21 protein-coding genes and 2 tRNA genes are annotated in these 23,466 nt (G+C 59.6%); 10 read left to right on the top strand and 13 right to left on the bottom strand.

Going from position 1 to position 23,466, the window contains the following annotated elements; all coding sequences use genetic code 11:
• Positions 1-25: 25 nt before the first annotated feature.
• From BTW07_RS09585 to BTW07_RS09570, 4 genes are all read right to left on the bottom strand, one after another.
• Positions 26-466, bottom strand: a complete 441-nt coding sequence (locus BTW07_RS09585) for a ferritin family protein (RefSeq protein ID WP_075569951.1) — start codon at positions 464-466, stop codon at positions 26-28.
• A gap of 112 nt (positions 467-578) precedes the next feature.
• Positions 579-1,487, bottom strand: a complete 909-nt coding sequence (gene rimK, locus BTW07_RS09580) for a 30S ribosomal protein S6--L-glutamate ligase (protein WP_075569950.1) — start codon at positions 1,485-1,487, stop codon at positions 579-581.
• A 47-nt stretch (positions 1,488-1,534) separates the two neighbouring features.
• Complete coding sequence (locus BTW07_RS09575) at positions 1,535-1,972, bottom strand: ATP-dependent zinc protease family protein (protein ID WP_075569949.1); 438 nt, start codon at positions 1,970-1,972, stop codon at positions 1,535-1,537.
• Between the two features lie 4 nt (positions 1,973-1,976).
• A complete protein-coding gene (locus BTW07_RS09570; protein WP_075569948.1) occupies positions 1,977-3,026 on the bottom strand; it encodes a DUF3549 family protein in 1,050 nt (349 codons plus the stop codon).
• A gap of 205 nt (positions 3,027-3,231) precedes the next feature.
• Between BTW07_RS09570 and BTW07_RS09565 the strand changes: the two genes are divergently transcribed.
• The gene (locus BTW07_RS09565) at positions 3,232-3,558 is read left to right on the top strand and encodes a YqcC family protein (protein ID WP_075569947.1); all 327 of its coding nucleotides are present in this window, start codon (positions 3,232-3,234) and stop codon (positions 3,556-3,558) included.
• Between the two features lie 135 nt (positions 3,559-3,693).
• Here BTW07_RS09565 and BTW07_RS09560 read toward each other — a convergent pair whose 3' ends face one another.
• Positions 3,694-4,248, bottom strand: a complete 555-nt coding sequence (locus BTW07_RS09560; protein WP_075569946.1) for an OmpW/AlkL family protein — start codon at positions 4,246-4,248, stop codon at positions 3,694-3,696.
• Positions 4,249-4,501: 253 nt separating this feature from the next.
• Between BTW07_RS09560 and BTW07_RS09555 the strand changes: the two genes are divergently transcribed.
• Both BTW07_RS09555 and BTW07_RS09550 read left to right on the top strand, forming a co-directional pair.
• Positions 4,502-5,560: a glycosyltransferase family 2 protein gene (locus BTW07_RS09555; protein WP_244158342.1), complete on the top strand. Its 1,059-nt coding sequence runs from the start codon at positions 4,502-4,504 to the stop codon at positions 5,558-5,560.
• On the top strand, positions 5,557-5,952 hold the full coding sequence (locus BTW07_RS09550) for a GtrA family protein (protein WP_075569944.1): 396 nt from the start codon (positions 5,557-5,559) through the stop codon (positions 5,950-5,952). The genes BTW07_RS09555 and BTW07_RS09550 overlap by 4 nt, the downstream gene beginning before the upstream one ends.
• Positions 5,953-6,067: 115 nt before the next feature.
• On the opposite strand, the gene putP is transcribed toward BTW07_RS09550, so the two are convergent.
• The 6 genes from putP to BTW07_RS09520 form a co-directional block, all read right to left on the bottom strand.
• Positions 6,068-7,558 carry a sodium/proline symporter PutP gene (putP, locus tag BTW07_RS09545; RefSeq protein WP_075569943.1) on the bottom strand — a complete coding sequence of 497 codons (1,491 nt, stop codon included), beginning with the start codon at positions 7,556-7,558 and terminating at the stop codon, positions 6,068-6,070.
• 224 nt (positions 7,559-7,782) lie between these two features.
• Positions 7,783-10,974: a bifunctional proline dehydrogenase/L-glutamate gamma-semialdehyde dehydrogenase PutA gene (putA, locus tag BTW07_RS09540; protein WP_075569942.1), complete on the bottom strand. Its 3,192-nt coding sequence runs from the start codon at positions 10,972-10,974 to the stop codon at positions 7,783-7,785.
• A 247-nt stretch (positions 10,975-11,221) separates the two neighbouring features.
• The gene (locus BTW07_RS09535) at positions 11,222-11,992 is read right to left on the bottom strand and encodes an AraC family transcriptional regulator (RefSeq protein ID WP_075569941.1); all 771 of its coding nucleotides are present in this window, start codon (positions 11,990-11,992) and stop codon (positions 11,222-11,224) included.
• Between the two features lie 24 nt (positions 11,993-12,016).
• Positions 12,017-12,388 carry a hypothetical protein gene (locus tag BTW07_RS09530; protein WP_075569940.1) on the bottom strand — a complete coding sequence of 124 codons (372 nt, stop codon included), beginning with the start codon at positions 12,386-12,388 and terminating at the stop codon, positions 12,017-12,019.
• Between the two features lie 85 nt (positions 12,389-12,473).
• Positions 12,474-13,502: a Bug family tripartite tricarboxylate transporter substrate binding protein gene (locus BTW07_RS09525; protein WP_083941728.1), complete on the bottom strand. Its 1,029-nt coding sequence runs from the start codon at positions 13,500-13,502 to the stop codon at positions 12,474-12,476.
• Between the two features lie 382 nt (positions 13,503-13,884).
• The gene (locus tag BTW07_RS09520) at positions 13,885-14,277 is read right to left on the bottom strand and encodes a hypothetical protein (protein WP_075569939.1); all 393 of its coding nucleotides are present in this window, start codon (positions 14,275-14,277) and stop codon (positions 13,885-13,887) included.
• A 631-nt stretch (positions 14,278-14,908) separates the two neighbouring features.
• Here BTW07_RS09520 and BTW07_RS09515 point away from each other — a divergent pair.
• The gene (locus BTW07_RS09515; RefSeq protein ID WP_075569938.1) at positions 14,909-16,102 is read left to right on the top strand and encodes an MFS transporter; all 1,194 of its coding nucleotides are present in this window, start codon (positions 14,909-14,911) and stop codon (positions 16,100-16,102) included.
• A gap of 25 nt (positions 16,103-16,127) precedes the next feature.
• On the opposite strand, the gene BTW07_RS09510 is transcribed toward BTW07_RS09515, so the two are convergent.
• Positions 16,128-16,688, bottom strand: coding sequence for a helix-turn-helix domain-containing protein (locus tag BTW07_RS09510; RefSeq protein ID WP_425272028.1), 561 nt, complete (start codon positions 16,686-16,688; stop codon positions 16,128-16,130).
• A gap of 353 nt (positions 16,689-17,041) precedes the next feature.
• Between BTW07_RS09510 and gltX the strand changes: the two genes are divergently transcribed.
• The 3 genes from gltX to BTW07_RS09495 all read left to right on the top strand — a co-directional run bounded on the left by gltX (position 17,042) and on the right by BTW07_RS09495 (position 18,801).
• A complete protein-coding gene (gene gltX / locus BTW07_RS09505; protein ID WP_075569936.1) occupies positions 17,042-18,520 on the top strand; it encodes a glutamate--tRNA ligase in 1,479 nt (492 codons plus the stop codon).
• A 101-nt stretch (positions 18,521-18,621) separates the two neighbouring features.
• Positions 18,622-18,697 (top strand) — tRNA-Ala (locus tag BTW07_RS09500).
• Positions 18,698-18,725: 28 nt separating this feature from the next.
• Positions 18,726-18,801, top strand: a tRNA-Glu gene (locus BTW07_RS09495).
• 381 nt (positions 18,802-19,182) lie between these two features.
• Here the strand turns inward: BTW07_RS09495 and gltA are convergent.
• Entirely contained in the window at positions 19,183-20,469 is a 1,287-nt protein-coding gene (gene gltA / locus BTW07_RS09490; protein ID WP_075569935.1) for a citrate synthase, read from the bottom strand.
• A gap of 496 nt (positions 20,470-20,965) precedes the next feature.
• On the opposite strand from gltA, the gene sdhC reads away from it, so the two are divergent.
• The 3 genes from sdhC to sdhA are packed head-to-tail and all read left to right on the top strand — an operon-like array spanning position 20,966 to position 23,460.
• The gene (gene sdhC, locus BTW07_RS09485) at positions 20,966-21,343 is read left to right on the top strand and encodes a succinate dehydrogenase, cytochrome b556 subunit (RefSeq protein ID WP_075569934.1); all 378 of its coding nucleotides are present in this window, start codon (positions 20,966-20,968) and stop codon (positions 21,341-21,343) included.
• The gene (sdhD, locus tag BTW07_RS09480) at positions 21,337-21,684 is read left to right on the top strand and encodes a succinate dehydrogenase, hydrophobic membrane anchor protein (protein WP_075562585.1); all 348 of its coding nucleotides are present in this window, start codon (positions 21,337-21,339) and stop codon (positions 21,682-21,684) included. Before sdhC ends, sdhD begins: the two co-directional genes overlap by 7 nt.
• Positions 21,685-21,687: 3 nt before the next feature.
• Positions 21,688-23,460, top strand: a complete 1,773-nt coding sequence (gene sdhA / locus BTW07_RS09475; RefSeq protein ID WP_075569933.1) for a succinate dehydrogenase flavoprotein subunit — start codon at positions 21,688-21,690, stop codon at positions 23,458-23,460.
• Positions 23,461-23,466: the final 6 nt, after the last annotated feature.

The following is a 23,466-nucleotide window of genomic DNA, read 5'->3' as shown; positions in this document are numbered from 1 at the left end:
GGTCCAGTAGACCGTAGTCTGCCGGTCAGCGCTGACGCTGCTGCAGCTTGTTGATCTCGCGAATCAGTGCGCGGCAGTTTTTCCAGCACCGTTCCAGGGTAGGTTCCAGCGCTTCCGGTAGCGGGTGGGTGAAGGCGTTGCCCAGCGCCTGCATCAGCACGCGTTCCTGCTCGAGCAGCTCGCCAAGCAGCACGGCACTGTCGTTACCTACGAAACTCTTGATGCGGCTCCAGAGCCAGAGATAGTCGTCGCGCTCGACGTCGGCATCGCGGGGCAGGATATCGAGGTGCTCGCGGACCAGTTGCTGTAGCTCGCGCATGGCCACCCCACGTTCCTCGTAATGGGGTTTCAGGGCATTACGCAGCGCCGGGCGCAGGCGATCGAGATTGTCCTGAAAGTAATCGAGACTGTCGGCCAGCGCCTCGAGTACGCTGTCCATCGCCACTTGGCGATTGTCGAGAAACATATGCGGCCACCTCCTGAGGTGACACAAATTGTGCGGCCGGAAACACTGTTTTGCTACCCCTGAGTGCAGAAAAATCTAGTATTTCCGGCTATTTGTTCAATTTTTCCTCAAACTAGCCTTTCGGCTTCTGCGGCGCTTTACGCGGAGGGGTGGCGTTTTTCTCCAGATGCTCCACGATCTGACCCGCGATGTCCTTGCCGGTGGCGGATTCGATGCCCTGCAGGCCGGGAGAAGAATTGACCTCCATGATCACCGGACCATGGTTGGAACGCAGCAGATCAACGCCTGCCACGCCAAGCCCCATCGCCTTGGCCGCGCGAATGGCGGTGGAGCGTTCTTCCGGCGTGATACGGATGACGCTGGCGGTGCCGCCTCGATGCAGATTGGAGCGAAATTCGCCTTCGGCAGCCTGGCGTTTCATCGATGCCACGACCTTGTCACCGATGACGAAACAGCGGATATCGGCGCCTTTGGCCTCCTTGATGTACTCCTGGACCATGATGTTCGCCTTCATGCCCATGAATGCCTGGATGACCGATTCGGCCGCCTGGTTGGTTTCTGCCAGTACGACACCGATCCCCTGCGTGCCCTCCAGCAGCTTGATCACCAGAGGTGCGCCCTTGGCCATGGTGATCAGATCGGGAATGTCATCGGGTGAATGAGCAAAGCCAGTGACCGGCAGCCCCAGCCCCTTGCGCGAGAGCAACTGCAGAGAGCGCAATTTATCGCGTGAACGCGTGATCGCGACCGAGTCGTTGAGCACGTAGGTACTCATCATCTCGAACTGGCGCAGGACCGCGCAGCCGTAGAATGTGACCGAGGCACCGATACGCGGGATGATGGCGTCGAAAGGCTCGAGTTCGGCGCCCTTGTAATGGATCGAGGGGCGATGCGAGGCAATGCTCATGTAGCAGCGCAGCGTGTCGACGACTCTGACACTATGACCACGCTGCTCGGCGGCTTCGATCAAGCGGCGCGTCGAGTAAAGGTTGCGATTGCGTGACAAGATGCCGATATGCATGCGCGGGGAGCTCCGGAGCGTAAGTGAGAAGGCGTGGCGAACAGCGGTCAGGGTTCACCGTGCAGGAATGCGGCACCCGGGGCAACCAGCAGGCGTCGCATGGCGCGCCTTCCCAGCAGCATGGGGTGACGCATGTTACTGCGATCGGTCAGTGTCAGTTCAATGGGAAAATCCAGGCCACCGAGGATGAGGCGCGTACGAATGACGTAGCGCCACTCCTGCTGGCCATTGGAACTTCTCACTCTCCGGCGGTCGTGCAACGGCAGCTGGCATTCGTGGTGGGTGCTCTGTTGACCACTCGAGCGAGTGATGAACCGGATCCACGGATGGCCGTCTTCTTCATAGGGTTCTATCTGTTCTGCATGCAAGGCCGAGGTTCGCGCACCGGTGTCTGCCTTGCAGCACAGCGTGAGGTGTAGATCCGGCAGCGTGATCATCTCGCGCCGGCCGATGACTGCCTTGGCCTGATAGGGTAGTGCTTTCATGGGTTCAAGCGTTCCATTCTCTGACGAGCCGTCCCACGGAAGAGTCCGCCGGTGCCTGACGCAGCATCATCAATATGGGCAGGCGCAGGCGAGGGATCAATGCCAAATCGCGCACCACAGGACGAAAGTTGGCGTCCTTGCAGTTTGCCAGCCGCTCCAGAAACCGTCCGAGTCGAATTTCATGCTCGAGATGTTGCCAGCCGCGCGCAGCGATGGCTGCAAGGCAGTCGGCGGCCATGAGATCATCATCGGCGAGAATATGATCGAGCCACTCGCCGACCTGGGGCGAATCACTGCCCAGCAAGGCTCTCAACAGCGCGCAGAATGCCTCGATGTCCTGGGCCTCGCGAGCGTTGGCCATGGCTTGCCACACGACGGGAAGCAGCTCGACCGGCGTATCGCCATGTTCCATCAGATAGCAGAGCGGCAGCGTCATGGCACGTGGCAGGGTGGTCAGACGGCTTGCCAATGCCTCGATGACGGCCGGCTCTTTGGCGACCACCTGATCGGCCAATCCCTGGAGTCCGAGCATCTGCCAATCTAGCGCGTCGTCACCGATCAGATAGCGGCGCGCCATATCCGAATGCATCGACGGCGGTTGCCCGAAATGACGAGACAGGCGAGCATGCAGCAGCGCTCGTTGATGCAGCTCCGGTTCGAACGCCAGCGGGTTGTCCTGCATCAGATTACGCGTTTCCAGCGAGTCCTGAGTGACATTATTATTCACTGACGGATCGGTGATTGGCGTATCCGAGGTCGGGGTACTCAACGTCTGCAGCAAGCGATCGAGAAATTCGTCGCGTGCGGCTGGAACCAGCAGACCCTGCTCATCGAGCGGTAGCGACAGAAACCAGATCGCTGGATCCTTGAACGTGGCCGGCCAGCGCAGGGCGCATGCGACCTGCGCCTGACCGTTCCAGGGCATTGGCCACGGCTCGCGCTGCTGTTCGAAAGCGGCGAAGGTGTCCTGACGCATCGGTTCCACGCGCCGGCCCAGGGTCGACAGCGCAAGTTCCGCGCCACTCTGCGTGAAAAAATCGCTCAGCGTTTGCATGATAGGCGGTCGCCGTGTTCCTCGAGGCGCGCACTGTAACTTGCGCCAGTGACGCTGAACAGGGTTTGACCAAAAATTGAACAGTCTTCGCTGAGGTACGGGCTGCGGCGCCCGGGACGAGGTGTCCCAAGTTTATCCACAGGCTCTTTCAGCGTTTCTGTGAGCAACCCTGAAGAGCCGCATCAAGCTATCAACAGGAGAAAGAATGAGTTCGCACGATGAATTGGCTCGTGCCCTGCGCGAGTTGAAAACCACTCTGATCGAAGCCGAGCTTTGGGAGGTGTCGCCACCGGATCCTCAGGCCTTCGACAGTCAGCAGCCGTTTTGCGTCGACACCATGGTGCTGCCGCAGTGGTTGCGTTACGTCTTCATGGCCCGTCTGCAGGCACTGGTCGATGCTCGTGCCACGCTACCTGCCAGCTGTGCCGTTGCACCGGCGATGGAGGTCTGGCTCAAGGACGTGCCTGCTTCCCGCAGAGAGCCGGTGGTGCGCGAGCTGGCGGCTGTCGACCGGATCGTCACCCAAGCATGAGAGAGGGACGCATTCGTCTTGAGTTCGCTGAACCAGGTTTCTCTAAACCACGTCTATTTAAATCAAGCCTCTCTAAACCATAGACACAAAAAACCGGGCCCAGGGGCCCGGTCATGACTACCTGTCGATGTTCGCTTAGAAGCGAGCCGTGACGCCGGCGCCAACGGTGACCGGATCGAGATCCAGGTCGCGGCCGCCACTGATGTCAGCGCTGACATCGGTGTACTGAGCAAAGGCGTTGAAGCCGAAGTTGTCAGTCACGTTCAGATCGACACCCAGTTGGCCAGCGGCGCCCCAGGAGTCATCGATGCTGCCAACGCCGCTCTCGTCAGAGAACGTGGTGTAGTTGACACCGACGCCAGCGTACGGCTGAACGCGCGAATCCATCCCGCCCAGCGGATAGTACTGCGCCATCAGGTTGATCGGCACCTGCTTGAAGTCCCCGCCTTCGGCGTGAACCTTGGTTTCGGTCATGGAGCTCAGCTCGACACCGATCTTGTCGTGGACCATGTAGCCCAGACCCAGGTAGGCACCTTTGTCGCTGTCGCCGGCATAACCGTCGTCGGTATCGGTCTTGGCAACACCCAGACGGCCGTAGAAATCACCAGCGCCGTAGGCGAAGGCAGCTTGGGCTCCGAATGCGCAAGTGCCGGCAACTACCATTGCAGAGAACAGTTTGGTCTTGGTCATGATAAGGACTCCTTTTCTTTCATCATGAAGCCGTGTTACCGGTCTTCACATTCTATGAGACAACGTCGTCATGATAGGAAACGCTGTTTTTTATGTCCAGTAAAATTTTGAAACAGCGTTTTTTTATGCCGGGGCAGGGTTTGCGCCTGTTTGTGCGCAACCATCGACGAGCAGCTAGGATTAACCTAGTCGGTGATGGCGCCGGTTGCCAATGCAAGTCGGGCCGAAGATCACAATTGCGCAGGAAGTGCTCGTGGATAGTCGTCGAAGGGACTGGATGTTGTCGATCGTGGTACCGGTCATGAACGAGGAGGCTGCCATCGAGCGTTTCCTCGAGGCGGTGGATCGTGCGCTGGGCGACGTCGTGCCGAGGCTGGAAATTCTGTTCGTCGATGACGGCTCCACGGACGAGACGCTCGTCAGGCTGCGGCAGAGGGTATCGCTGGATCCCCGCGTTCGGGTGATCTCGTTGACGCGCAATTTCGGCAAGGAAGCCGCTATGACGGCAGGCCTTGATCATGCTCGGGGCGACGCGGTGGTGCCGATGGACGTCGATCTGCAGGACCCGCCGGAGGTGATTCTGGAATTCATTCGCCTCTGGCAGGATGGCGGTTACGACATGATCTATGGCATTCGCGGGTCGCGGGATGAGGACACCCAGGCGAAACGCACCTCCGCGGGGCTCTTCTATCGTTTCTTCAACCGGTTGGCGGAGACGCATATTCCCAGCAATGCGGGAGACTTCCGGCTGTTGGATCGCCGCGTCGTCGAGGCGATCAAGCGCCTGCCCGAGCGCAACCGCTTCATGAAGGGGCTGTTCAGCTGGCCCGGATACCGTTCGATCGGCGTCTATTATGACCGGCCGGCGAGAGCGAGCGGAGCCAGCAAGTTCAACTTCTGGAAACTCTGGAACTTCGCTATCGACGGTCTGGTCAGTTTCTCGACCTGGCCCCTGCGTATCTGGATGTACTTCGGCGCCGTCATCGCGGGGTTGGCCTTTCTCTACATTCTGCTTCTGGTCGGCAGGGTGATCGTTGTCGGCAACGACGTACCCGGCTACGCGTCGCTGATGACGGCGGTCCTGTTCTTCGGCGGCATGCAGCTGCTGTCGGTCGGCATACTGGGGGAGTACGTGGGAAGATTATTCATCGAAACCAAGCAGCGGCCACTTTATCTGGTGGCCGAGGACAGTCTGGTAGCCGAGGACCGTCTGGTGGCGAAAGAGCGTGTGGCCGACGAAGAGTCAGGGGGCGCGGAAGGCCGGAAAAGGGACGGGGATGGCTCGATAGCCACCGCGCCCGACGCCTCATGAAACGGCGACTCAAACGAGAGGCCAAGACCGCGGCGCGGTTTGGACTGGTAGGTGGGGTGGCGACGGCATCTCATCTCGGGGTGGCTGCCATCCTCAGCGCCTCGTGGCCGACCCTGTCGGAATTCGTCGTCAATCTGTGCGGCTTTCTGGTCGCCTTTCAGATATCCCTGATTGGCCACCGGCGGCTGACCTTCCGCCGCCGCGGGCGGGCGAGACGCTTTTTCACGCTGGCAGTGCTGGGGTTTTTGCTCAACAACGGAGTGCTGGCAGTATTGCTGGCCTCCACGAAGATTGCCGGTTTCTGGGCCATCGGTATCGCCACACTCACCGTGCCGCTGATCACCTACGTCGGTTCGCGGGTATGGGCATTTCGCGAACCCAGGCACTCGTGAGCGTCGCGAGCTCCACCGGTAGTCGTATCAGGCTGCGAAAGGATGAATCGGTGGCATCGAAAAGGGCTCCCGAAGGAGCCCTTTTGGCGACGTCGACCACGTTGAATGCGCTACCTTAACGGGTGATCTGCTTATATTCACCGGCATCGGCAGTCATGCGGCTCACCACCAGAATGGCAACGAAGGAGGCGATGAATCCGGGAATGATCTCGTAGACGCCGGGGCCACCCAGGAACTCGTTGCTCCAGCCCAGCGCAATCCACGCCATGACAGTGAGCGCGCCCACGACCATGCCCGCGATGGCGCCGGCGCCGTTCGTGCGTGACCACATCAGGGACAAGATGATCAGCGGGCCGAATGCCGCGCCGAAGCCTGCCCAGGCGTTACTGACCAGGCCCAGAACCTGAGAGTTCGGATCGGACGCAATGATGGCGGCCACGACGCCGACCAGCACGACGCTGATCCGGCCCACGGCGACCGTTTCCTTCTCCGTGGCCTGCTTGCGCAGGAACAGGCGATAGAAGTCTTCGGTCAGTGACGAAGATGCCACCAGAAGCTGACTGGATATGGTGCTCATGATCGCAGCGAGCAGCGCCGCATAGAGGAAGCCGGTGATTAGCGGATGAAACAGCAGGTTCGCGAGGATGATGAAGATCGTTTCCGGGTCCTGGACCTCCATCCCGTTGCGGATCGCATAGGCGCGGCCGAATATGCCTAGGGAGATCGCGCCGATCAGAGAGATGAGCATCCAGCTCATGCCGATGTTGCGAGCCACGGGAACGTCTTTCAGCGATCGAATTGCCATGAAGCGCACGATGATGTGCGGCTGCCCGAAATAACCCAGTCCCCAGGTCACCGCCGAAAGCCATCCAATGAAGGTCAGGCCGTCCGTCCACGACAGCAGCGTCGGGTCGACTTCATTCAGCGTCTGGGAGGCCTGCGAGAAACCGCCGCCCCCGTCCCCGAAGATGACGACCGCCGGCATGATCACCAGAGCCAGCATCATGATGCAGCCTTGGACAAAGTCGGTCATGCTCACTGCCAGGAAACCGCCGACGACGGTATAGGCCAGCACCACGCCGAGCGTGATGACGACGCCGGCCGCGTAATCGCTCAGACCGCCAAGATTGATGACGCCGGAAAACGCGCTCTCGAAGAGCTTGCCGCCTGCCACCAGCCCCGACGCCGTATAGATCGCGAAAAAGATGACGATGACGATGGCGGAAACCGTCCTCAGCGACATCGCCCGAGAGGGGAACCGGTTAGCCAGGAAGGCAGGAATGGTGATCGCGTTGCCATAGTGCACCGTCTGCTCGCGAAGACGCGGCGCGACCAGCAGCCAGTTGAAGAAGGCACCAACGAACAGGCCGATACCGATCCATGCCGAGCCCAGACCGGAGACGAACATCGCTCCGGGCAGACCCAGCAGCAGCCAGCCGCTCATGTCCGAGGCGCCTGCTGATAGCGCCGCCACCTGCGGGCTCAGGGTTCGGCCACCCAGCATGTAATCTTCGGACGTGGATGTGGACGTGCGCATGGCATAAAGGCCGATGGCGATCATGAGCGCAAAGTAGGCAAACAGGCTTATCCAGACACCAATAGCCATAAAACGTCTCCTGTCTCTTAATTGTTAGGCCGGACGCGGCGCCGGCGGGTATGGGGGCGCAGGCGGGCCGCAGCGCTGATGTCGAGCATCACGATCAGAGAGCGTTCCCGCGTGCAGCCTGTATTGGCGTTGTTTTCAAACACTGTTTTCAACCACCGTTTTCAACCACTGTTGTCACCATGAGCCGCTTCCTGCGGTTTGCTGTCGCCGGGGACGAGCGGGAATCACTCGTCACCCATGGCGAGCAGCGAGGCGTTCCCTCCCAGCGCCGCCGTGTTGATGGTGCGCGTCTTTTCGGTGGCGAAGCGTAACAGATAGTGCGGTCCGCCTGCCTTCGGGCCAGTACCCGAGAAGCCTTGTCCGCCGAAGGGTTGCACGCCGACGACGGCACCGATGATGTCGCGGTTGACGTAGACATTGCCGACCCGGATGCGACTGGCGACGTGATTGGTGAAGTTCTCGTTGCGGCTGTGAACGCCGAATGTCAGCCCGAACCCCTTGGCATTGATGGCGTCGATGACGGCATCGATCTGATCGGCACGGTAGCGGGCGATGTGCAACAACGGGCCGAACTGCTCGGTCTGCATCGATTCGATGCCGTCGATGCGAAATGCCATGGGAGCGACGAAGGTGCCGTTGCCGGTCTGCTCAGGATCGAGCCGGGCCTCGGCGATCAAGCGGCCCTCGGCTTTCATCGTCTCGACATGCTCGAGTAGACCCTTGCGGGCGTCTTCGTCGATGACCGGACCGACATCGGTGCCCAGATCCCGGGGATCGCCGATCCGCAGCTCCTCCATCGCCCCGCGCAGGATCTCGATGACACGGTCGGCAATGTCTTCCTGCAGATAGAGCACGCGAAGCGCGGAGCAGCGCTGGCCGGCACTCTGGAAGGCAGAGTGAACCACGTCTGCCACCACCTGCTCGGGCAGGGCAGTAGAATCGACGATCATCGCATTCATGCCGCCGGTCTCTGCGATCAGCGTCGGCAGGGCGGCGTTCTCCCTGGCGGCCAGGGCCCGGTTGATGATCTGTGCGGTATCGGTGGAGCCGGTGAAGACGACACCGGTAATCCGAGGGTCGCTGCTCAGGACGCTGCCCACGGTCGGGCCGTCGCCGGGCAGGAGCTGTACGACATCGCGTGGCATGCCGGCTTCGTGGAGCAACTCGATGACGCGGTTGGCAATCAGCGAAGTCTGTTCGGCGGGCTTGGCCAGCACGGTATTGCCCGCGACGGCGGCCGCGACCAGTTGGCCGGTAAAGATGGCGACGGGGAAGTTCCACGGGCTGATCGCGGCGAAGACCCCCTTGCCGCTCATCATCAGTTCGTTGGACTCGCCGGTCGGCCCGGGCAACGCGGTTGGCTCGGCGAACAGCTCTCTTGCCCGAGCGGCGTAGTAGCGGCAGAAATCCACCGCCTCGCGAATCTCGTCGACACCGTCCGTGAGCAGTTTGCCACCTTCGCGGGAGCAGAGTGTCATCAGCTCCGCCAGATGCGTTTCCATCAGATCGGCATGACGCTCGAGGATGGCCGCGCGCGCTTCGACCGGCGTTTCGCTCCAGCGCGGGAACGCTTGCCAGGCGATGTCCACTGCCTGCTCTGTCTGCTCACGCGTCGTCCACTGTACGCTGCCCACAGCCTGACGACGGTCGTATGGACTGGTGACGCGCTGGCGCTGACTATCGTCGTCGGCGACATCGATGCCCAGCAGCGGCTTGGCGTGGTATTCCCGATCCATGAACGCTGCCATGCGATCGATGAGCGGCTGATATTCACTATTGATGTTCAAGTTGACGCCCTTGGAGTTCTTGCGTGCTGGACCATAGATATCTTGCGGCAATGGAATCCGGGTATTGGCGAAGGTCGGATAGGGCTTGAGCGCCGCGATCGGATGAACGCAGAGCGATTCCACGGGAACGCGCGGATCGACCAGTTGATGAACGAAGGACGAGTTGGCGCCGTTCTCGAGCAGCCGGCGAACCAGGTAAGGCAGAAGATCCTTGTGCGCGCCGACAGGGGCGTAGATGCGACAGTAAGTGCCTTGCGGGGCACGCTTGAGTGCGGCGTCATAGAGCGCCTCGCCCATGCCATGCAGGCGCTGGAATTCGAACGCACGGCCAGCGTTATTGGATAGTTCCAGGATATTGGTAATGGTGTGCGCGTTGTGGGTCGCGAACTGGGGGAAAATGCGGCCGCGGGTGTTCTCGGAGAGCAGAAACCGGGCGCAGGCGAGGTAGGCGACATCCGTGCAGGCCTTTCGGGTATAGACGGGATAGCCGTCGACGCCGAGCTTCTGCGACTCCTTGATCTCGGTATCCCAGTAGGCGCCCTTGACCAGACGCAGCGGAATCTCGTCACCCTGTTGATCGGCCAGTCGATTGATGTAGTGCAGCACCGGCAGGCAGCGCTTGGCGTAAGCCTGCACGACGAGTCCGAAGTGGCCCCAGCCGCGACAGACGTCGCTTTCGAACACGGCACGAAAGACTTCGAGCGACAGCTCCAGGCGATCGACCTCTTCGGCGTCGATGGTCAGTGCGACCTGGCGCTCGCGGGCCATCTCGACGAGCTGCTTGACGGTGCCAACGAGCTCTTCGAGTACCTGGGTGCGACGACCGAATTCATAGCGCGGGTGGAGCGCCGAAAGCTTGATCGACACGGACGGCGCCGGGGTTTTCGCATCCAGCTTCATGCTGGTGTCGCCGACCTGACGAATCGCCGAGGCGTAGTCGTCGAAGTAGCGCTGGGCATCCTGCCGGGTGCGTGCCGCCTCGCCGAGCATGTCGTAGGAGTAGGTGTAGCCCTTGTTGAATAGCGGCTTCGAGCGTTTGAGCGCCTCGTCGATCGTGCGCCCCAGCACGAACTGTTGCCCCATGATCTTCATCGCCTGATACATCGCGCTGCGGATGACCGGCTCGCCCATGCGATTGACCATGCGATTGATGAAGTTGGCCGGCTTGCCTTCTCTCGGCTTGTCCAGCTGGATCACGTTGCCGGTCATCAGCAAGCCCCAGGTCGAGGCATTGACGAACCAGGACTCGCTTTGGCCCAGGTAGCGCTTCCAGTCGGCGACCCCCAGCTTGTCTTCGATCAGTGCATCGGCGGTGGTCTTGTCGGGAATACGCAGCAACGCTTCGGCCAGACACATCAGCAGCACGCCTTCCTGAGTGTCGAGACTGTACTGCTGAAGCAGTTCATCGATGGAATCGACAGCGGTATCCATGGCGCGCACGTCGCGAACCAGCTGCGCGGTGTTGTCGCCAATGCGCGCAAAATCGGCCTCGCCGGCATTCAACAACGTGCAGAGCTCGGTCAGATAGGCGTCTTCGTCGACGATGTAATGATCGCTGACGCGGATGAACAGTTCATCCAGCGAAGTCTGCCAGGTGGCAGCGTCCAGCATTTGGTCGGCTCTTAGCATCGTTCAATCCCTGGGTATTCAGCGTTGGTGTCAGCGTCTGCGCGTGAAACACGCTGATGGCCGGCACCAAATGGAAAGTCTTGGCATCTGACTCTAGCGTGAAACAGCCTGGGGGTTCTTGCCAATTATCCGGGGAGATTTGTCAAAAGACCGGGATGACGGACAGGATAGTGGTTTATTACCGGGATAGTGGTTTATTACCGGGATAGTGGTTTATCAGGAGCGGCTGCTTCTCGGGAAAGACGGCTTATCGGGAGAGACGACGCAGCTGCATCGGCGAGTGGCCATAGTGGCGCCTGAAGGCGTGGCTCAGCGCGCTCTGGTTGGCAAACCCGGTACGTTCCGCGATATCAGCCAGCGGCATGTCGGTGGACGTCGTCAGTTCACGGACTCGAGTCAATCGCAGTCGCATCACGAACTGATAAGGCGTAATTCCCGTCTGATCACGAAAGCGCTCGGCGAAGTGCGCCTCGCTGAGGCAGGCGAGGTTGGCCAGATCGGATACGCTGAGGCGTCGATCCAGCCTCGCGATAACGAACTGCTCGAGTCGTGGAATATCCAGAGACCGGCCGGCTCGCTTGGTCAGAGTCGGCGGACACAGCGTGGCGCCAAGACGCGCATGTAGCGAACTGAGCAGCGTCGTGACCAGCAGATCCCCTGAGGCGTGATTGGCCCGAGTCATCTCCTGGATCAGAAACTGGAGATAGTGCTGCAGCGACTCGTCCAGCGAAAAATAGCCCGGGCGATCGAACAGGCTTCTCGATCGGCGATGCATGCCGGTCAAGGCACTGGCGTCGTCCGGTAGATCGATGATCAGCTGCCGATTGTCGCCGATCCCTTCGTAGTAGTGTTCGATATTGGCCGGTACCAGACAGCCGGAGAGTGGAGCCACGATCCCGCTTTGTCCGGCAATCTCGAATTCCGCATAGCCAGAGAGACCGATCACGATCTGATGATAGTCGTGATGGTGATGCTGAATGGCATTATCGAGCGGCGCCAGCCGAATCGTGTCGGTCATGCGCCCTGCCTCGGCCGACCCGGATCAGGCACGGTATTCGCGCCCTTCGAGCGCCTGATGAGTGGCCAGATGATCACGCAGCGCGGCAATCTCTTCACGGCCGCTGCGGGAAAAGAGCGATCCTCCCTGAGCGGCTTGCCATGGGCGACCGTGGGTTTCCATCAGATGCTGGCTCCGCCGACGCAGATTTTCCAGGAAGGCATCGTGGCGGATCGGATAACCGATCAGCGTATTCCAGCGCGCTTCGCTGGCACGGTTATCGAGCACGGCGTCGAAGAGATCCAGTAGATCCTGTGCCTGGGTGCGATAGCGCGGCGTTCGCGACAGCATCAACGCTGCCACGGTGGCCAGGCTGACCAGCAGGCAGACGGCGAAGACCAGAAGAAACAAGGACATTCAGGCGCTCTCTCCAGTGCGCGGCAACCGTGTCAGTCTACCATGCCGGTTGCCGCGTCTCCCAAACGGACGGGAAAGTGGGGCGCTAGCGAAGCATGCCCAGCTCGCTGCCGATCTCCCGGATGTCAGTGATCTGCTGGTCGACGAAACGATCCAGGTCGTCGCCTGATTTGTGGAATGGCAGTAGCCCGCTTTGCGTCATGATCTGCTTCCACTGCGGCGACGTGTAGAGCTCGTCCAGGGTCCGTTTCCACCAGTCGTAACTTTTCTGAGAAGCGCCCGCTGGCGTGTAGAAGCCTCGCCAGTTGGGGGCAACCACATCGATACCTTGCTCTCTCGCGGTCGGGATGTCTGCCAGATTGCCGGGCAGGCGCTCCTCGGCGAAGATCGCCAGAACGCGCAAATCCCCGCTGTCGACGAAACTCTTGGCTTCGCTGAGATCGCCGGTAAACGCATCGATATGCCCGCCCAGCAACTGGCTGATTGCGACCGATCCGGAATCGAAGGCCAGGTACTTGATGTCGCGAATGTGGGTAACGCCCGCTTTACGGGCCGCCATGAGGACCTTGATATGATCGAAGCCGCCGGCGACATCGCCCCCGGAGAACGTCACGCTGCCGGGATCAGCCTTGAGGGCATCCAGAAGCTGCGGCAGTGACTGATAAGGAGAGTCGGCGGGAACGGCGATGACGCCATAGTCAGCGCCCAGGGTCGCCACCCAGCGGACCTGGTCGGCATCGCCATCGGGATAGTTGCCCAATGCCAGTTGCGTGGTCGTGGCGGTCGATGCCGCCACGATCAGGTCATCATCGCCGGACCGCTTCGCCTGTACGTGACTGAAAGCAACGCCGCCGCTGGCGCCGGGCACGTTGATCGTCTGCATTGCGGCAGGAATCATCGACAGCTCCTGCAATGCCCTGGCCACGGAACGGCAAGTGAAGTCCCAGCCACCGCCCGGTTGGGCTGGCGCGATGCAATCGACCTTGCCCTGAGGGGCGGCGTGCACGGGCGTGACGAGCATGACTGCCAGCAGAGGCATCGTTCGGCAGACCCGTTTGACGAGCTTGGTCAGGGAGATAGAAGTCGTGCAGGCGGAAATGGCAAAAGGGTGCATGGGCAAGGATCCGTACGGTGTCTTCAGCGAAATATCGAATCTCCATCGAGCTATCGATGTCGTTATTCTGGGGCGCCAAATTCGTGGCATCGGCGATCGCGAGACAGTAACGGATTGGCCCCGCGTTCGCCATTGGCCTTTGGCGGGGGCTGACCGTGGGCAGCAACGGGATAGGTCAAAAGAGAGGGAATAGGGCGCTAACGTCCAGACAAAAAAACGCCGCGCAGAGCGCGGCGATAACGATCATTACAGTGAGCTCGAGAAACCGCATAGCAACTGCTGTGTCGAATCTCTTGCTTACTGAGAGCAGTCGGTGCCCGAAAAGTTCCTTGACCATGGAAATCAAGCTTGAAAGTCGGTGCTGGTTCGTGATCGCGTCCTGCTAGGGCAGGGCCCTGATGCCCTCGGCAAACCAGGCATCTTCGGCCCACTGCCTGACACGGCCGGTTTTCGCGACCCAGAATATCGTGATGCCCTGACGCAGGCAGAAGTCTTTCATTCCCGCCATCCGGCGACGAAATTCTGTCGTGTCGGGTAGTGCCAATGAGACCCGAGTCGACCCATCGGGTATTTCAGTGTCCTGGATGAGATAGAAGAATGCCTGCGTAATCTCCATCCAGGGATCGTGGCCCTCGCGATGGCTGTCTTCTCCGCGACAGTCGACGATCAGCCGACGCTGTCCAAATACCGGGGTGGCTTCGAGGTCGATTTGCGAGCGTGTACCCAGGCGGCTGCTGCCGCACTGATAGCCATTGACGCGGAGCCAGTCGGACATGGCGTTTACCACGTGATCATGAGTAATACTGTCGGTTGCCATAAGCCTGTCATAAATTTTTTTGATGTTATGAAATGACGCGGTACGTCTCGATCATGATACGGTCATGTTAAGGTTAACATAGCTCAATATGCCGATAGATGCGTAGTTGGTATAGGGCCGCGTCTATTTTGCATGATGAATGTTTTTTGGCTTTTTTGACTGCCTAGTGACGGTATCGGTGTGGATATTATCAGATAAATTATTGTTTTTAATGATTTATTTCGAAGGTTTCGAGTTTCGTTCTGTTTGTCGGCTTGATGGGGAGGGCTGAGTTGGCAGCTAACGGTGTCCAATGAGGCCAACCTTGTCTCGTGATATCTTTCATTAGTTAAGATTGTGCTTTTTTAATATTAAATCCAAGGTTTAATACGATCGTTTGTTTGTCAGTGATACCGCAGATCGGCATGGGGTGGGCTGTCGGCCACTGTTCGCCGCCATTTCGTCAGTTCATTTTTCCGGTTTTCCTGTGGCGTCGATTGCCGAGCGCAGAGGGAAAGTGGCCAAAAGAAGTGGTCTCAATGGTTCCATTCGCTGGCGAGGTGTGAATAATGACGACTTTTACGGTATTAGACTAAAGTAGGAGGGTTTCGTGGCCAATGCGTCCGGGTCCACTGCTGCGAAGCCTTCGCGGCGATATGCGTTACTGATCGAGCTGGCGCTGGCCGTGGGTGGGTTCGCCATCGGGGTTGGCGAATTCACCATCATGGGGCTGATGCCCAATGTCGCCGAAGCGCTGAACATTTCGGAGCCGCAGGTCGGTAACGTCATCAGTGCCTATGCGCTGGGTGTGGTAGTCGGCGCACCGTTGATAGCGGTCATGGGATCGCATTTCTACCGGCGTCACCTCCTGCTGATGCTGATGGCATTTTTCGCGTTGGGCAATATTGCCAGCGCTTTCGCTCCTGACTATCACACCTTGATGGTCTTCCGTTTCATCTCGGGGTTACCGCACGGTGCCTATTTCGGCGTGGCCTCTCTGGTCGCGGCGTCGCTCGTTCCTTCGCACAAGCGGGCGCAGGCCGTCAGCCGTGTCATGTCGGGCTTGACCATCGCCATGCTGGTGGGCAATCCCTTCGCCACCTGGTTGAGTCAACTGCTGAGTTGGCGATTGGCCTTCGCGATGGTCGGCGGTATCGCCATTCTGACCGTGATTCTAGTGTTCATTTACCTGCCGTTGAACCGGCAGGAGAAACGCAACAGCCCCGCGCAGGAACTGACGGCGCTCAAGCGTTCTCAGGTCTGGCTGACCTTGGGGGTGGGGGCGATCGGTTTCGCCGGCATGTTCTGCGTGTTCAGCTACCTGGCTCCGGTGCTGATCAACGTGACTCAGGTGTCGCCTTACTGGATACCCGTTGCCCAGGCGGCGTTCGGCGCGGGTGCCATCATCGGCAACATCGTCGGCGGCAAGCTCTATGATCGTATGCAGCTCAAGGGTGTCGGCTGGCTGCTGGTGTGGTGCATTGCGATCTTGCTGCTGTTCCCGCTCGCCGCGCAGTCTCTCTGGTCGGTACTGCTGATCTGCGTGGCGATCGGCACCATGGTGTCACTGTCTCCGGCACTGCAGACGCGCTTGATGGACGTGGCCGCGGATGCGCAGACGCTGGCCGCCGCTTCCAATCACGCGGCCTTCAATGTGGCGAATGCGCTGGGGCCATGGTTGGGCGGAATTGCCATCGGGGCTGGCTTCGGCTGGACCATTACCGGTTATGTGGGGGCGGCCACGGCGGCGGGTGGCCTGATCGTGTTCTTTTTCGCCTATCGCCAACAGCGGCGTCATGGCTGAATCCGATCGCCCGCGTATTGGTCGACTACTGGCGACACCAGCGGGCTCTGACATAACCGACGATGCGAAAGGGTGGGTGGCGAACGCTCTCGACGGTCACACCCTGAAGTTGCTCGCCGCTGACGCGCATTCGGCCGGAGGCGAGGTGTTCCAGGTACTGGATCTGCAGCAAGCCTTCGCGCTCCAGTAGATACAAGCCATCCTGCTGGAACCTGTCGCAAGTCGCGATCGCAGCCAAGTCTCCCTCGAACAGAAAATCGAATGACTCGTTCTCTGCCGGCGTCACCAGATGGCAATCCCGAGTCAGCATCTGCAGGGTAGACATCCCGCCTGTTTCGGTTTCCTGCTGTTCCCAAGGCACGCCAAGGTGCGCCTGAAGACTGAGCACGGCGGTGCTCGACGTCCGAGAAGTGGCCGATATGGCATTCAACGAGTCATCATCGAGCAGCTGTTTGATCGAGCAGTTCAGCGCCGAGGTCAGCGCGACCAGGCGCTCATGACCGATCTGCTTGATGGTGCCTGATTCCCAATAGGAAATCGTGACGTCAGAGACGCCCACCCGTCTTGCAAGCGCGGCCTTGCTCATGCCGGCCTGAAGGCGGAGTTGTTTGATTCGTGGTCCTAACCCGTCCATCCATGAATCTCGCCTGCGTAATTGGTGCAGTGAGGATATCCACTCGCTGCCGAAGTATGTTTCGGGTTACGACCCTGTCGTTCCGAAATCTCGTGGGAAATCGTGTCGTTGAAGAGAATCGAGGTTTTCCGAGTGCGTTATCGGACAGACGATCAGCGTCGCTGAGCCATGGCCGACTGCTTGAGCGTAGTTCGTCATCTGCAGCGACACCACCGAAAAGCCTGGAAGAGAGCTGGTCGGGCGCTGCAGCCCATCGCTTTGGGAGCGTATAATGTGGCGGCTCGTTCATCAACGGAATGGATTACATGACGGTACGCACGCGTATTGCGCCTTCGCCCACCGGCGATCCGCACGTCGGCACGGCTTATATCGCCCTCTTCAATCTCTGCTTTGCTCGTCAGCATGGCGGGCAATTCATCCTGCGCATCGAGGACACGGATCGCCAGCGTTCCACTGCCGAGTCGGAGCAGATGATTCTCGATTCGCTGCGCTGGCTGGGGCTGGATTGGGACGAAGGCCCGGATGTCGGCGGCCCCCACGGTCCCTATCGGCAAAGCGAGCGCGGCGATATCTATGCCGAGCACGCCGATCGTCTGCTCGAACTGGGCCATGCGTTCAAGTGCTATCGCACCAGCGAGGAGCTCGATGCGCTGCGGGATTCACGCAAGGCCGCGGGGCTCCATCTGGCGTTGAAGCCTCAGGATCTGGCGCTGGAACCGGAAGAGCAACAGCGTAGAGAGGCCGAAGGTTTTCCCTATGTCATCCGGATGAATGTACCTTCCGAAGGTGTGTGCGAAGTCGACGACATGCTTCGCGGTCGAATCGAGGTGGACTGGGCACAGGTTGATGCGCAGATCCTGATGAAGTCCGACGGGATGCCGACCTACCATCTGGCGAACGTGGTTGACGACCACCTGATGGGCATCAGTCATGTGCTGAGAGGCGAGGAGTGGATCAACTCCGCACCCAAGCATCAGTTGCTCTACGAATATTTCGGCTGGCCCATGCCGCGACTGTGCCATATGCCGTTGCTTCGCAACCCGGACAAATCGAAGCTTTCCAAGCGCAAGAACCCGACGTCGATCAACTACTACCGTCGCATGGGGTTCCTGCCGCAGGCCGTGACCAACTACCTGGGGCGAATGGGATGGTCGATGCCGGACGAGCGGGAAAAATTCGGGCTCGATGAAATGATGGCGAATTTCGATATCCAGCGGGTCTCGCTGGGCGGCCCGGTATTCGATCTCGACAAGCTGACCTGGCTCAACGGCGTCTACATCCGCGAAGATCTCGATGACGAGGCATTGCTGAAGGCGTTGCGTGACTGGGCTTTCAACGAGGCCTATGTCGGCCAGATTCTGCCGCAAATCCGCCCGCGGATCTCGACGCTGTCGGATGCCATGCCGCTGGCCGGACATTTCTTTGCGGGCCTGCCTGACGTTCGTGAGGCTAGCTTCGCCGATATCAACCTCGAGCGCGATACCCTGCTGGCATTGCTGCAATTCCTGGTCTGGCGCCTGGAGTCCGTGACGCGTTGGGAAAAAGAGGAGCTGCTGGCTCAGGTCAAGCGTCTCGCCGAGCACTTCGAGCTGAAGATGAAGGCTTTTCTCGCGCCGGTATTCGTCGCCGTCACGGGCAGCGCTCATTCGACCTCGGTGCTCGATGCCATGGAAATTCTCGGTTCGGACATGACTCGGGCTCGTCTTCGGCATGCCATCGAAGTGCTGGGCGGTGTGTCCAAGAAGCAGGCCAAGCGGCTGGAAAAGGCGTATCGCGAACTCTGAGGCAGGAGGGCGACGACGCTAGCCCTGCAGTCGCAATTTCTTCGCGTTAAAGCGTTGACTTATCAGTGAGATGACCGTATATTTCGCCCCGTTCTTGGAACGGGGCCTTAGCTCAGCTGGGAGAGCGCAACACTGGCAGTGTTGAGGTCAGCGGTTCGATCCCGCTAGGCTCCACCAAAGAACCGGCTTTCGGGCTGTTTTCAGCGTCCCATTCGTCTAGTGGTCCAGGACACCGCCCTTTCACGGCGGTAACAGGGGTTCGAACCCCCTATGGGACGCCATCTTCTTCCTCTCTATCCCTCTCTGATATCGATACCCACCCACTCGCGTGGTTGTTGATAACCTTTCTGTTCGGTGCTCACGACGCTTGACATTCGTCGCGCTTTTCCACCGATTGCTTTCTCTTTCCTTGTGATGCTTCTAACTCGCTGAAAAACCGTACGTGTAAAATAAAAACTATGTAAATCAAACATTTAGCATTGGTTAAAAATTAGACAATCTGTTGCCGAGGCGCCTCTGGAGGCGGTTTCGTGACATTATCGAAGGGTTTTTAACAGGCTTATCCACAGGAAGTGTGGAAATCTTCCGCGTCGCTAGTCAGGCACAAAAAAACCGCCGACGGGTGTCGGCGGTTTCGGAAGTCGGCATCGCGTCGGGAAGGCCTACTTCTGCGGGTAATCGCGCTTGTCATGGCCTGTATAGAGCTGGCGAGGCCGGCTGATACGGTAGCCGTTGGTGATCATTTCGTTCCAGTGAGAGATCCAGCCGACGGTCCGCGCCATCGCGAAAATGACGGTGAACATGTTGGTCGGGATGCCGATGGCCTTGAGAATGATGCCCGAGTAGAAATCGACGTTGGGGTAGAGCTTGCGTTCGATGAAGTATTCATCCTCCAGCGCGATCTGCTCGAGCCGTTTGGCGATCTGTAGCTGCGGGTCGTTACCCAGGCCCAGTTCACCCAGCACCTCGTCGCAGGTTTCCTTCATCACATTGGCGCGCGGGTCGAAGTTGCGATAGACCCGGTGACCAAAGCCCATCAGCTTGAACGGGTCATCCTTGTCCTTGGCCTTGTCGATGAAGCGCTGAATGTTCTCTTCCGAGTCGTCGCCGATCTCGTCCAGCATCGCCAGTACCGCTTCGTTGGCGCCACCGTGGGCCGGACCCCAGAGGGCGGCGATGCCGGCGCTGATGCAGGCGAAGGGGTTGGCGCCGGTGGAGCCCGCCATGCGTACGGTGGATGTCGACGCGTTCTGTTCGTGGTCGGCATGGAGCATGAAGATTCGATCCATGGCCTTGGCGATGACCGGGTTGACCTCGTAGTTCTCGCACGGATTGCCGAACATCATGTGCAGGAAATTTTCCGAGTAATTGAGGTCATTGCGCGGATACATGAACGGCTGGCCGATATTGTACTTGTGGCACATCGCGGCCAGGGTCGGCATCTTGGCAATCAGGCGGATGGCGCTGACATGGCGTTGATCGGCCTGCGTGATATCGAGATTGTCGTGATAGAAGGCGGCCAGGCCACCGACGACGCCGCAGAGAACGGCCATCGGGTGCGCGTCACGGCGGAAGCCCTTGTAGAAGTTGACGATCTGCTCGTGAACCATGGTGTGGCGAGCAATCGTGCCACTGAATGTCTCGTACTCCTCGTCGGAGGGCAGCTCGCCAAACATCAACAGGTAACAGAGCTCGACGTAGTCGGAGTTTTCCGCCAGTTGATCGATCGGATAGCCGCGGTGAAGCAGCATGCCGGCAGCGCCATCGATATAGGTAATGCCGGACTCGCACGAGGCAGTAGCAACGAAGCCGGGGTCGTAAGTGAACAGGCCTTCTGCGGTCAGGCTGCGGACGTCGATGACGTCGGGGCCAATGGTGCCGGGATAAACCGGTAGCTCAATGGCATTGTCGACACCATCGACCGATAATTTCGCTTTTCTGTCAGCCATGATGGCCTCCTTTATCGTGACATAAGCCTTTGTCTTTACTGCCGTGCGGACAAAAAATAGTTCGCCCACTATAGATTTCCGCAAGGGATTGTCAATTCGCCCAAATCCTCGTGATGCCGTGGCTGCGGCGCTGTTCCCCGTTTGCGAAAGGCTGGTGGCGTCAGGGCTTGCGCGAAAGGGGTACATTGGCCGGCGGGTCGAGTCGTCATCATACCCATTGAGTGGGGCAGGCTGACAGTAACGAAAGAATTTGAATCGACTGTCGACAACCTGGAGGGCGTGCCGGAGAGGGTTTCGCGGCTTTTTGGCCGGTTTCGCGTCGTGAGGCGATTTGTCATACGGTTACCCAAACCCTATAATCTGCTACCGCACGATTTGGCATCGTCAGCCGGTTTGGGCCGCATCGGAACTGCTTTTGCGACCGTGATCCTGCTTCTAAAAACCACCGCCCCTGAACGGGCATAACCCTTCAGGGTTAAGAGAGTGTTTAAGAGCCGTGAATAGCAAACGTCCAGTAAACCTCGACCTATCCACCATCCATTTTCCACTTCCCGCACTCACCTCGATCGCACATCGCATTACCGGCGTCATTCTGTTCGTCGGCCTGATTTTCGGCTTCTGGGCGCTGGACGCATCGCTGTCCTCCCCCGAGGGGTTCGAATCGGTGCGCGACGCGCTGGCGAACAATGTGCTGGCGAAACTGATCGCCTGGGGCCTGCTATCGGCGCTCGGTTTTCATTTTGTCGCGGGAATCAAGCACCTGCTCATGGATACCGGCTACGGTGTCGATCTTGAGGGTGGCAATCGCAAGGCGCAGATCACGGTCGTGATCAGTGCTGTCTTGGTGGTTCTGGCGGGAGTCTGGGTATGGTAACCAATATCACGAATCTGGGTCGCAGCGGGCTTTCAGACTGGCTCATCCAGCGAGTGTCTGCCGTCGTTCTGGCGCTCTACGCGCTGTTCGTCGTGGCCTATCTGTTGTTCCATCCCAACCTGGATTACGCCACCTGGAGTGGTCTGTTCGCGCAGACCTGGATGCGTATCTTCTCCTTGTTGGCCTTCATTTCCATGGCGGCTCACGCCTGGGTCGGCCTGTGGACGGTTTCCACCGACTATCTCAAGCACACCGGCGTTCGCTTCGGCTTTCAGGCCGTCGTGATTCTCGCCATCTTCGTTTTTCTGGTGTGGGGCGTTCAAGTCCTCTGGGGAGCCTGATCCATGTCTACCATGCGTAACCTGACATTCGACGCCATCATCATCGGTGGTGGTGGTTCCGGTCTGCGAGCGGCGCTCGAGCTGGCCAAGTCCGGCAAGAAGACCGCGGTCCTGTCCAAGGTGTTCCCGACCCGTTCACATACGGTTTCCGCGCAGGGCGGCATCACGTGCGCCATCGGCTCGGCCGATCCCGATGACGACTGGCGCTGGCACATGTACGACACCGTCAAGGGCGGCGACTATATCGCCGACCAGGACGCCGCCGAATATCTCTGCTCCGAAGGCCCCAAGGCCGTATTCGAGCTCGAGCACATGGGGCTGCCGTTTTCGCGCTTCGATAACGGCCGTATCTATCAGCGTCCGTTCGGCGGCCAGTCCAAGGATTTCGGCAAGGGCGGCCAGGCGGCTCGCACCTGTGCGGCGGCCGACCGTACCGGCCATGCGCTGCTGCACACGCTTTATCAGAACAACCTGAAAAACAACACCGTCTTCCTGGACGAATGGTACGCCATCGACCTGGTGAAAAACGCCAACGGCGACGTCGTAGGGTGCATCGCACTGTGCATCGAAACCGGCGAAGTCGTGCACGTCAAATCCAAGGCGACGGTGCTGGCGACCGGCGGTGCGGGGCGTATCTTTGCCTCGACTACCAACGCCCTGATCAATACCGGTGACGGTATTGGCATGGCGCTGCGCGCCGGCTTCCCGATGCAGGACATGGAAATGTGGCAGTTCCACCCGACCGGGATCTACGGTGCGGGAACCCTGGTGACGGAAGGCTGCCGTGGCGAAGGCGGTTACCTGATCAACAAGGACGGCGAGCGTTTCATGGAACGCTATGCGCCCAACGCCAAGGATCTCGCGGGTCGCGATGTGGTGGCGCGCTCCATGGTCATGGAAGTGCTGGAGGGGCGTGGCTGCGGCGAGAACGGCGATCACGTCATGTTGAAGCTCGACCATCTGGGTGAAGAGGTGCTGATGAAGCGCCTGCCGGGTATCGTCGAGCTCTCCAAGACCTTCGCTCACGTGGATCCGGTCAAGGAGCCGATTCCGGTCACCCCGACCTGTCATTACATGATGGGCGGGATTCCGACCAATGTGCACGGCCAGGCCATCACCCAGGATGGCGACGGCAACGATCAGATCGTCAACGGTCTGTTCGCCTGTGGCGAAGCCGCCTGCGTCTCGGTGCACGGTGCCAACCGACTGGGCGGCAACTCGCTGCTCGATCTGGTGGTGTTCGGTCGTGCCGCCGGTATCTATATCGACAAGGCGCTCAGCGAAGGGATCGACTATCTCGACGCCTCCGCCTCGGATATCGATCGGGCCACGAGTCGCCTGGCGCGCTGGAACGAGTCCAGTGGCGGCGAGTCGGTCTCCGAGCTCAAGACGGAGCTTCAGAACACCATGCAGAACGCCTTCGGCGTCTTCCGTCAGGAAGACAACATGCAGGAAGGCGTCAAGAAGCTGGCGGAGCTGCGCGAGCGTATCGGTCAGGCGCACCTGGGCGACAAGTCCGACGTCTTCAACACCGCGCGTGTCGAGGCTCTCGAGCTCGACAATCTGCTGGAAGTGGCCGAAGCCACCGCGGTCGCGGCGCTGGAGCGCAAAGAGAGTCGTGGCGCTCACTCCCGCTACGACTATCCCGATCGCGACGACGTCAACTGGCTCAAGCATTCGCTCTTCCATCCGGGCGACAAGACCGTGACCAAGCGGGAAGTCAACTTCACGCCCAAGACGGTCGATACCTTCGAGCCGAAAATCCGTACCTACTAAGGGGGG

It is taken from the genome of Salinicola socius (assembly GCF_001937195.1).
Classification (GTDB): Bacteria; Pseudomonadota; Gammaproteobacteria; order Pseudomonadales; family Halomonadaceae; genus Salinicola; species Salinicola socius.
The sequence above is the reverse complement of the archived record's forward strand: the minus strand, read 5'-3'. Positions and strand labels throughout refer to the sequence as shown.

Excerpts from the sequence above, each read along its gene's own strand:
- BTW07_RS09570 (WP_075569948.1), bottom strand. The coding sequence starts at position 3,026 with ATGCAAACGCTGAGCGATTTTTTCACGCAGAGTGGCGCGGAACTTGCG.
- BTW07_RS09520 (WP_075569939.1), bottom strand. The coding sequence starts at position 14,277 with ATGTCCGACTGGCTCCGCGTCAATGGCTATCAGTGCGGCAGCAGCCGC.
- BTW07_RS09585 (WP_075569951.1), bottom strand. The coding sequence starts at position 466 with ATGTTTCTCGACAATCGCCAAGTGGCGATGGACAGCGTACTCGAGGCG.
- BTW07_RS09560 (WP_075569946.1), bottom strand. The coding sequence starts at position 4,248 with ATGACCAAGACCAAACTGTTCTCTGCAATGGTAGTTGCCGGCACTTGC.
- gltA (WP_075569935.1), bottom strand. The coding sequence starts at position 20,469 with ATGGCTGACAGAAAAGCGAAATTATCGGTCGATGGTGTCGACAATGCC.
- sdhD (WP_075562585.1), top strand. The coding sequence starts at position 21,337 with ATGGTAACCAATATCACGAATCTGGGTCGCAGCGGGCTTTCAGACTGG.
- putA (WP_075569942.1), bottom strand. The coding sequence starts at position 10,974 with ATGCTAAGAGCCGACCAAATGCTGGACGCTGCCACCTGGCAGACTTCG.
- BTW07_RS09510 (WP_425272028.1), bottom strand. The coding sequence starts at position 16,688 with ATGAGCAAGGCCGCGCTTGCAAGACGGGTGGGCGTCTCTGACGTCACG.
- gltX (WP_075569936.1), top strand. The coding sequence starts at position 17,042 with ATGACGGTACGCACGCGTATTGCGCCTTCGCCCACCGGCGATCCGCAC.
- BTW07_RS09530 (WP_075569940.1), bottom strand. The coding sequence starts at position 12,388 with ATGTCCTTGTTTCTTCTGGTCTTCGCCGTCTGCCTGCTGGTCAGCCTG.
- BTW07_RS09575 (WP_075569949.1), bottom strand. The coding sequence starts at position 1,972 with ATGAAAGCACTACCCTATCAGGCCAAGGCAGTCATCGGCCGGCGCGAG.
- putP (WP_075569943.1), bottom strand. The coding sequence starts at position 7,558 with ATGGCTATTGGTGTCTGGATAAGCCTGTTTGCCTACTTTGCGCTCATG.
- sdhA (WP_075569933.1), top strand. The coding sequence starts at position 21,688 with ATGTCTACCATGCGTAACCTGACATTCGACGCCATCATCATCGGTGGT.
- BTW07_RS09550 (WP_075569944.1), top strand. The coding sequence starts at position 5,557 with ATGAAACGGCGACTCAAACGAGAGGCCAAGACCGCGGCGCGGTTTGGA.
- BTW07_RS09565 (WP_075569947.1), top strand. The coding sequence starts at position 3,232 with ATGAGTTCGCACGATGAATTGGCTCGTGCCCTGCGCGAGTTGAAAACC.
- BTW07_RS09535 (WP_075569941.1), bottom strand. The coding sequence starts at position 11,992 with ATGACCGACACGATTCGGCTGGCGCCGCTCGATAATGCCATTCAGCAT.
- rimK (WP_075569950.1), bottom strand. The coding sequence starts at position 1,487 with ATGCATATCGGCATCTTGTCACGCAATCGCAACCTTTACTCGACGCGC.
- BTW07_RS09525 (WP_083941728.1), bottom strand. The coding sequence starts at position 13,502 with ATGCACCCTTTTGCCATTTCCGCCTGCACGACTTCTATCTCCCTGACC.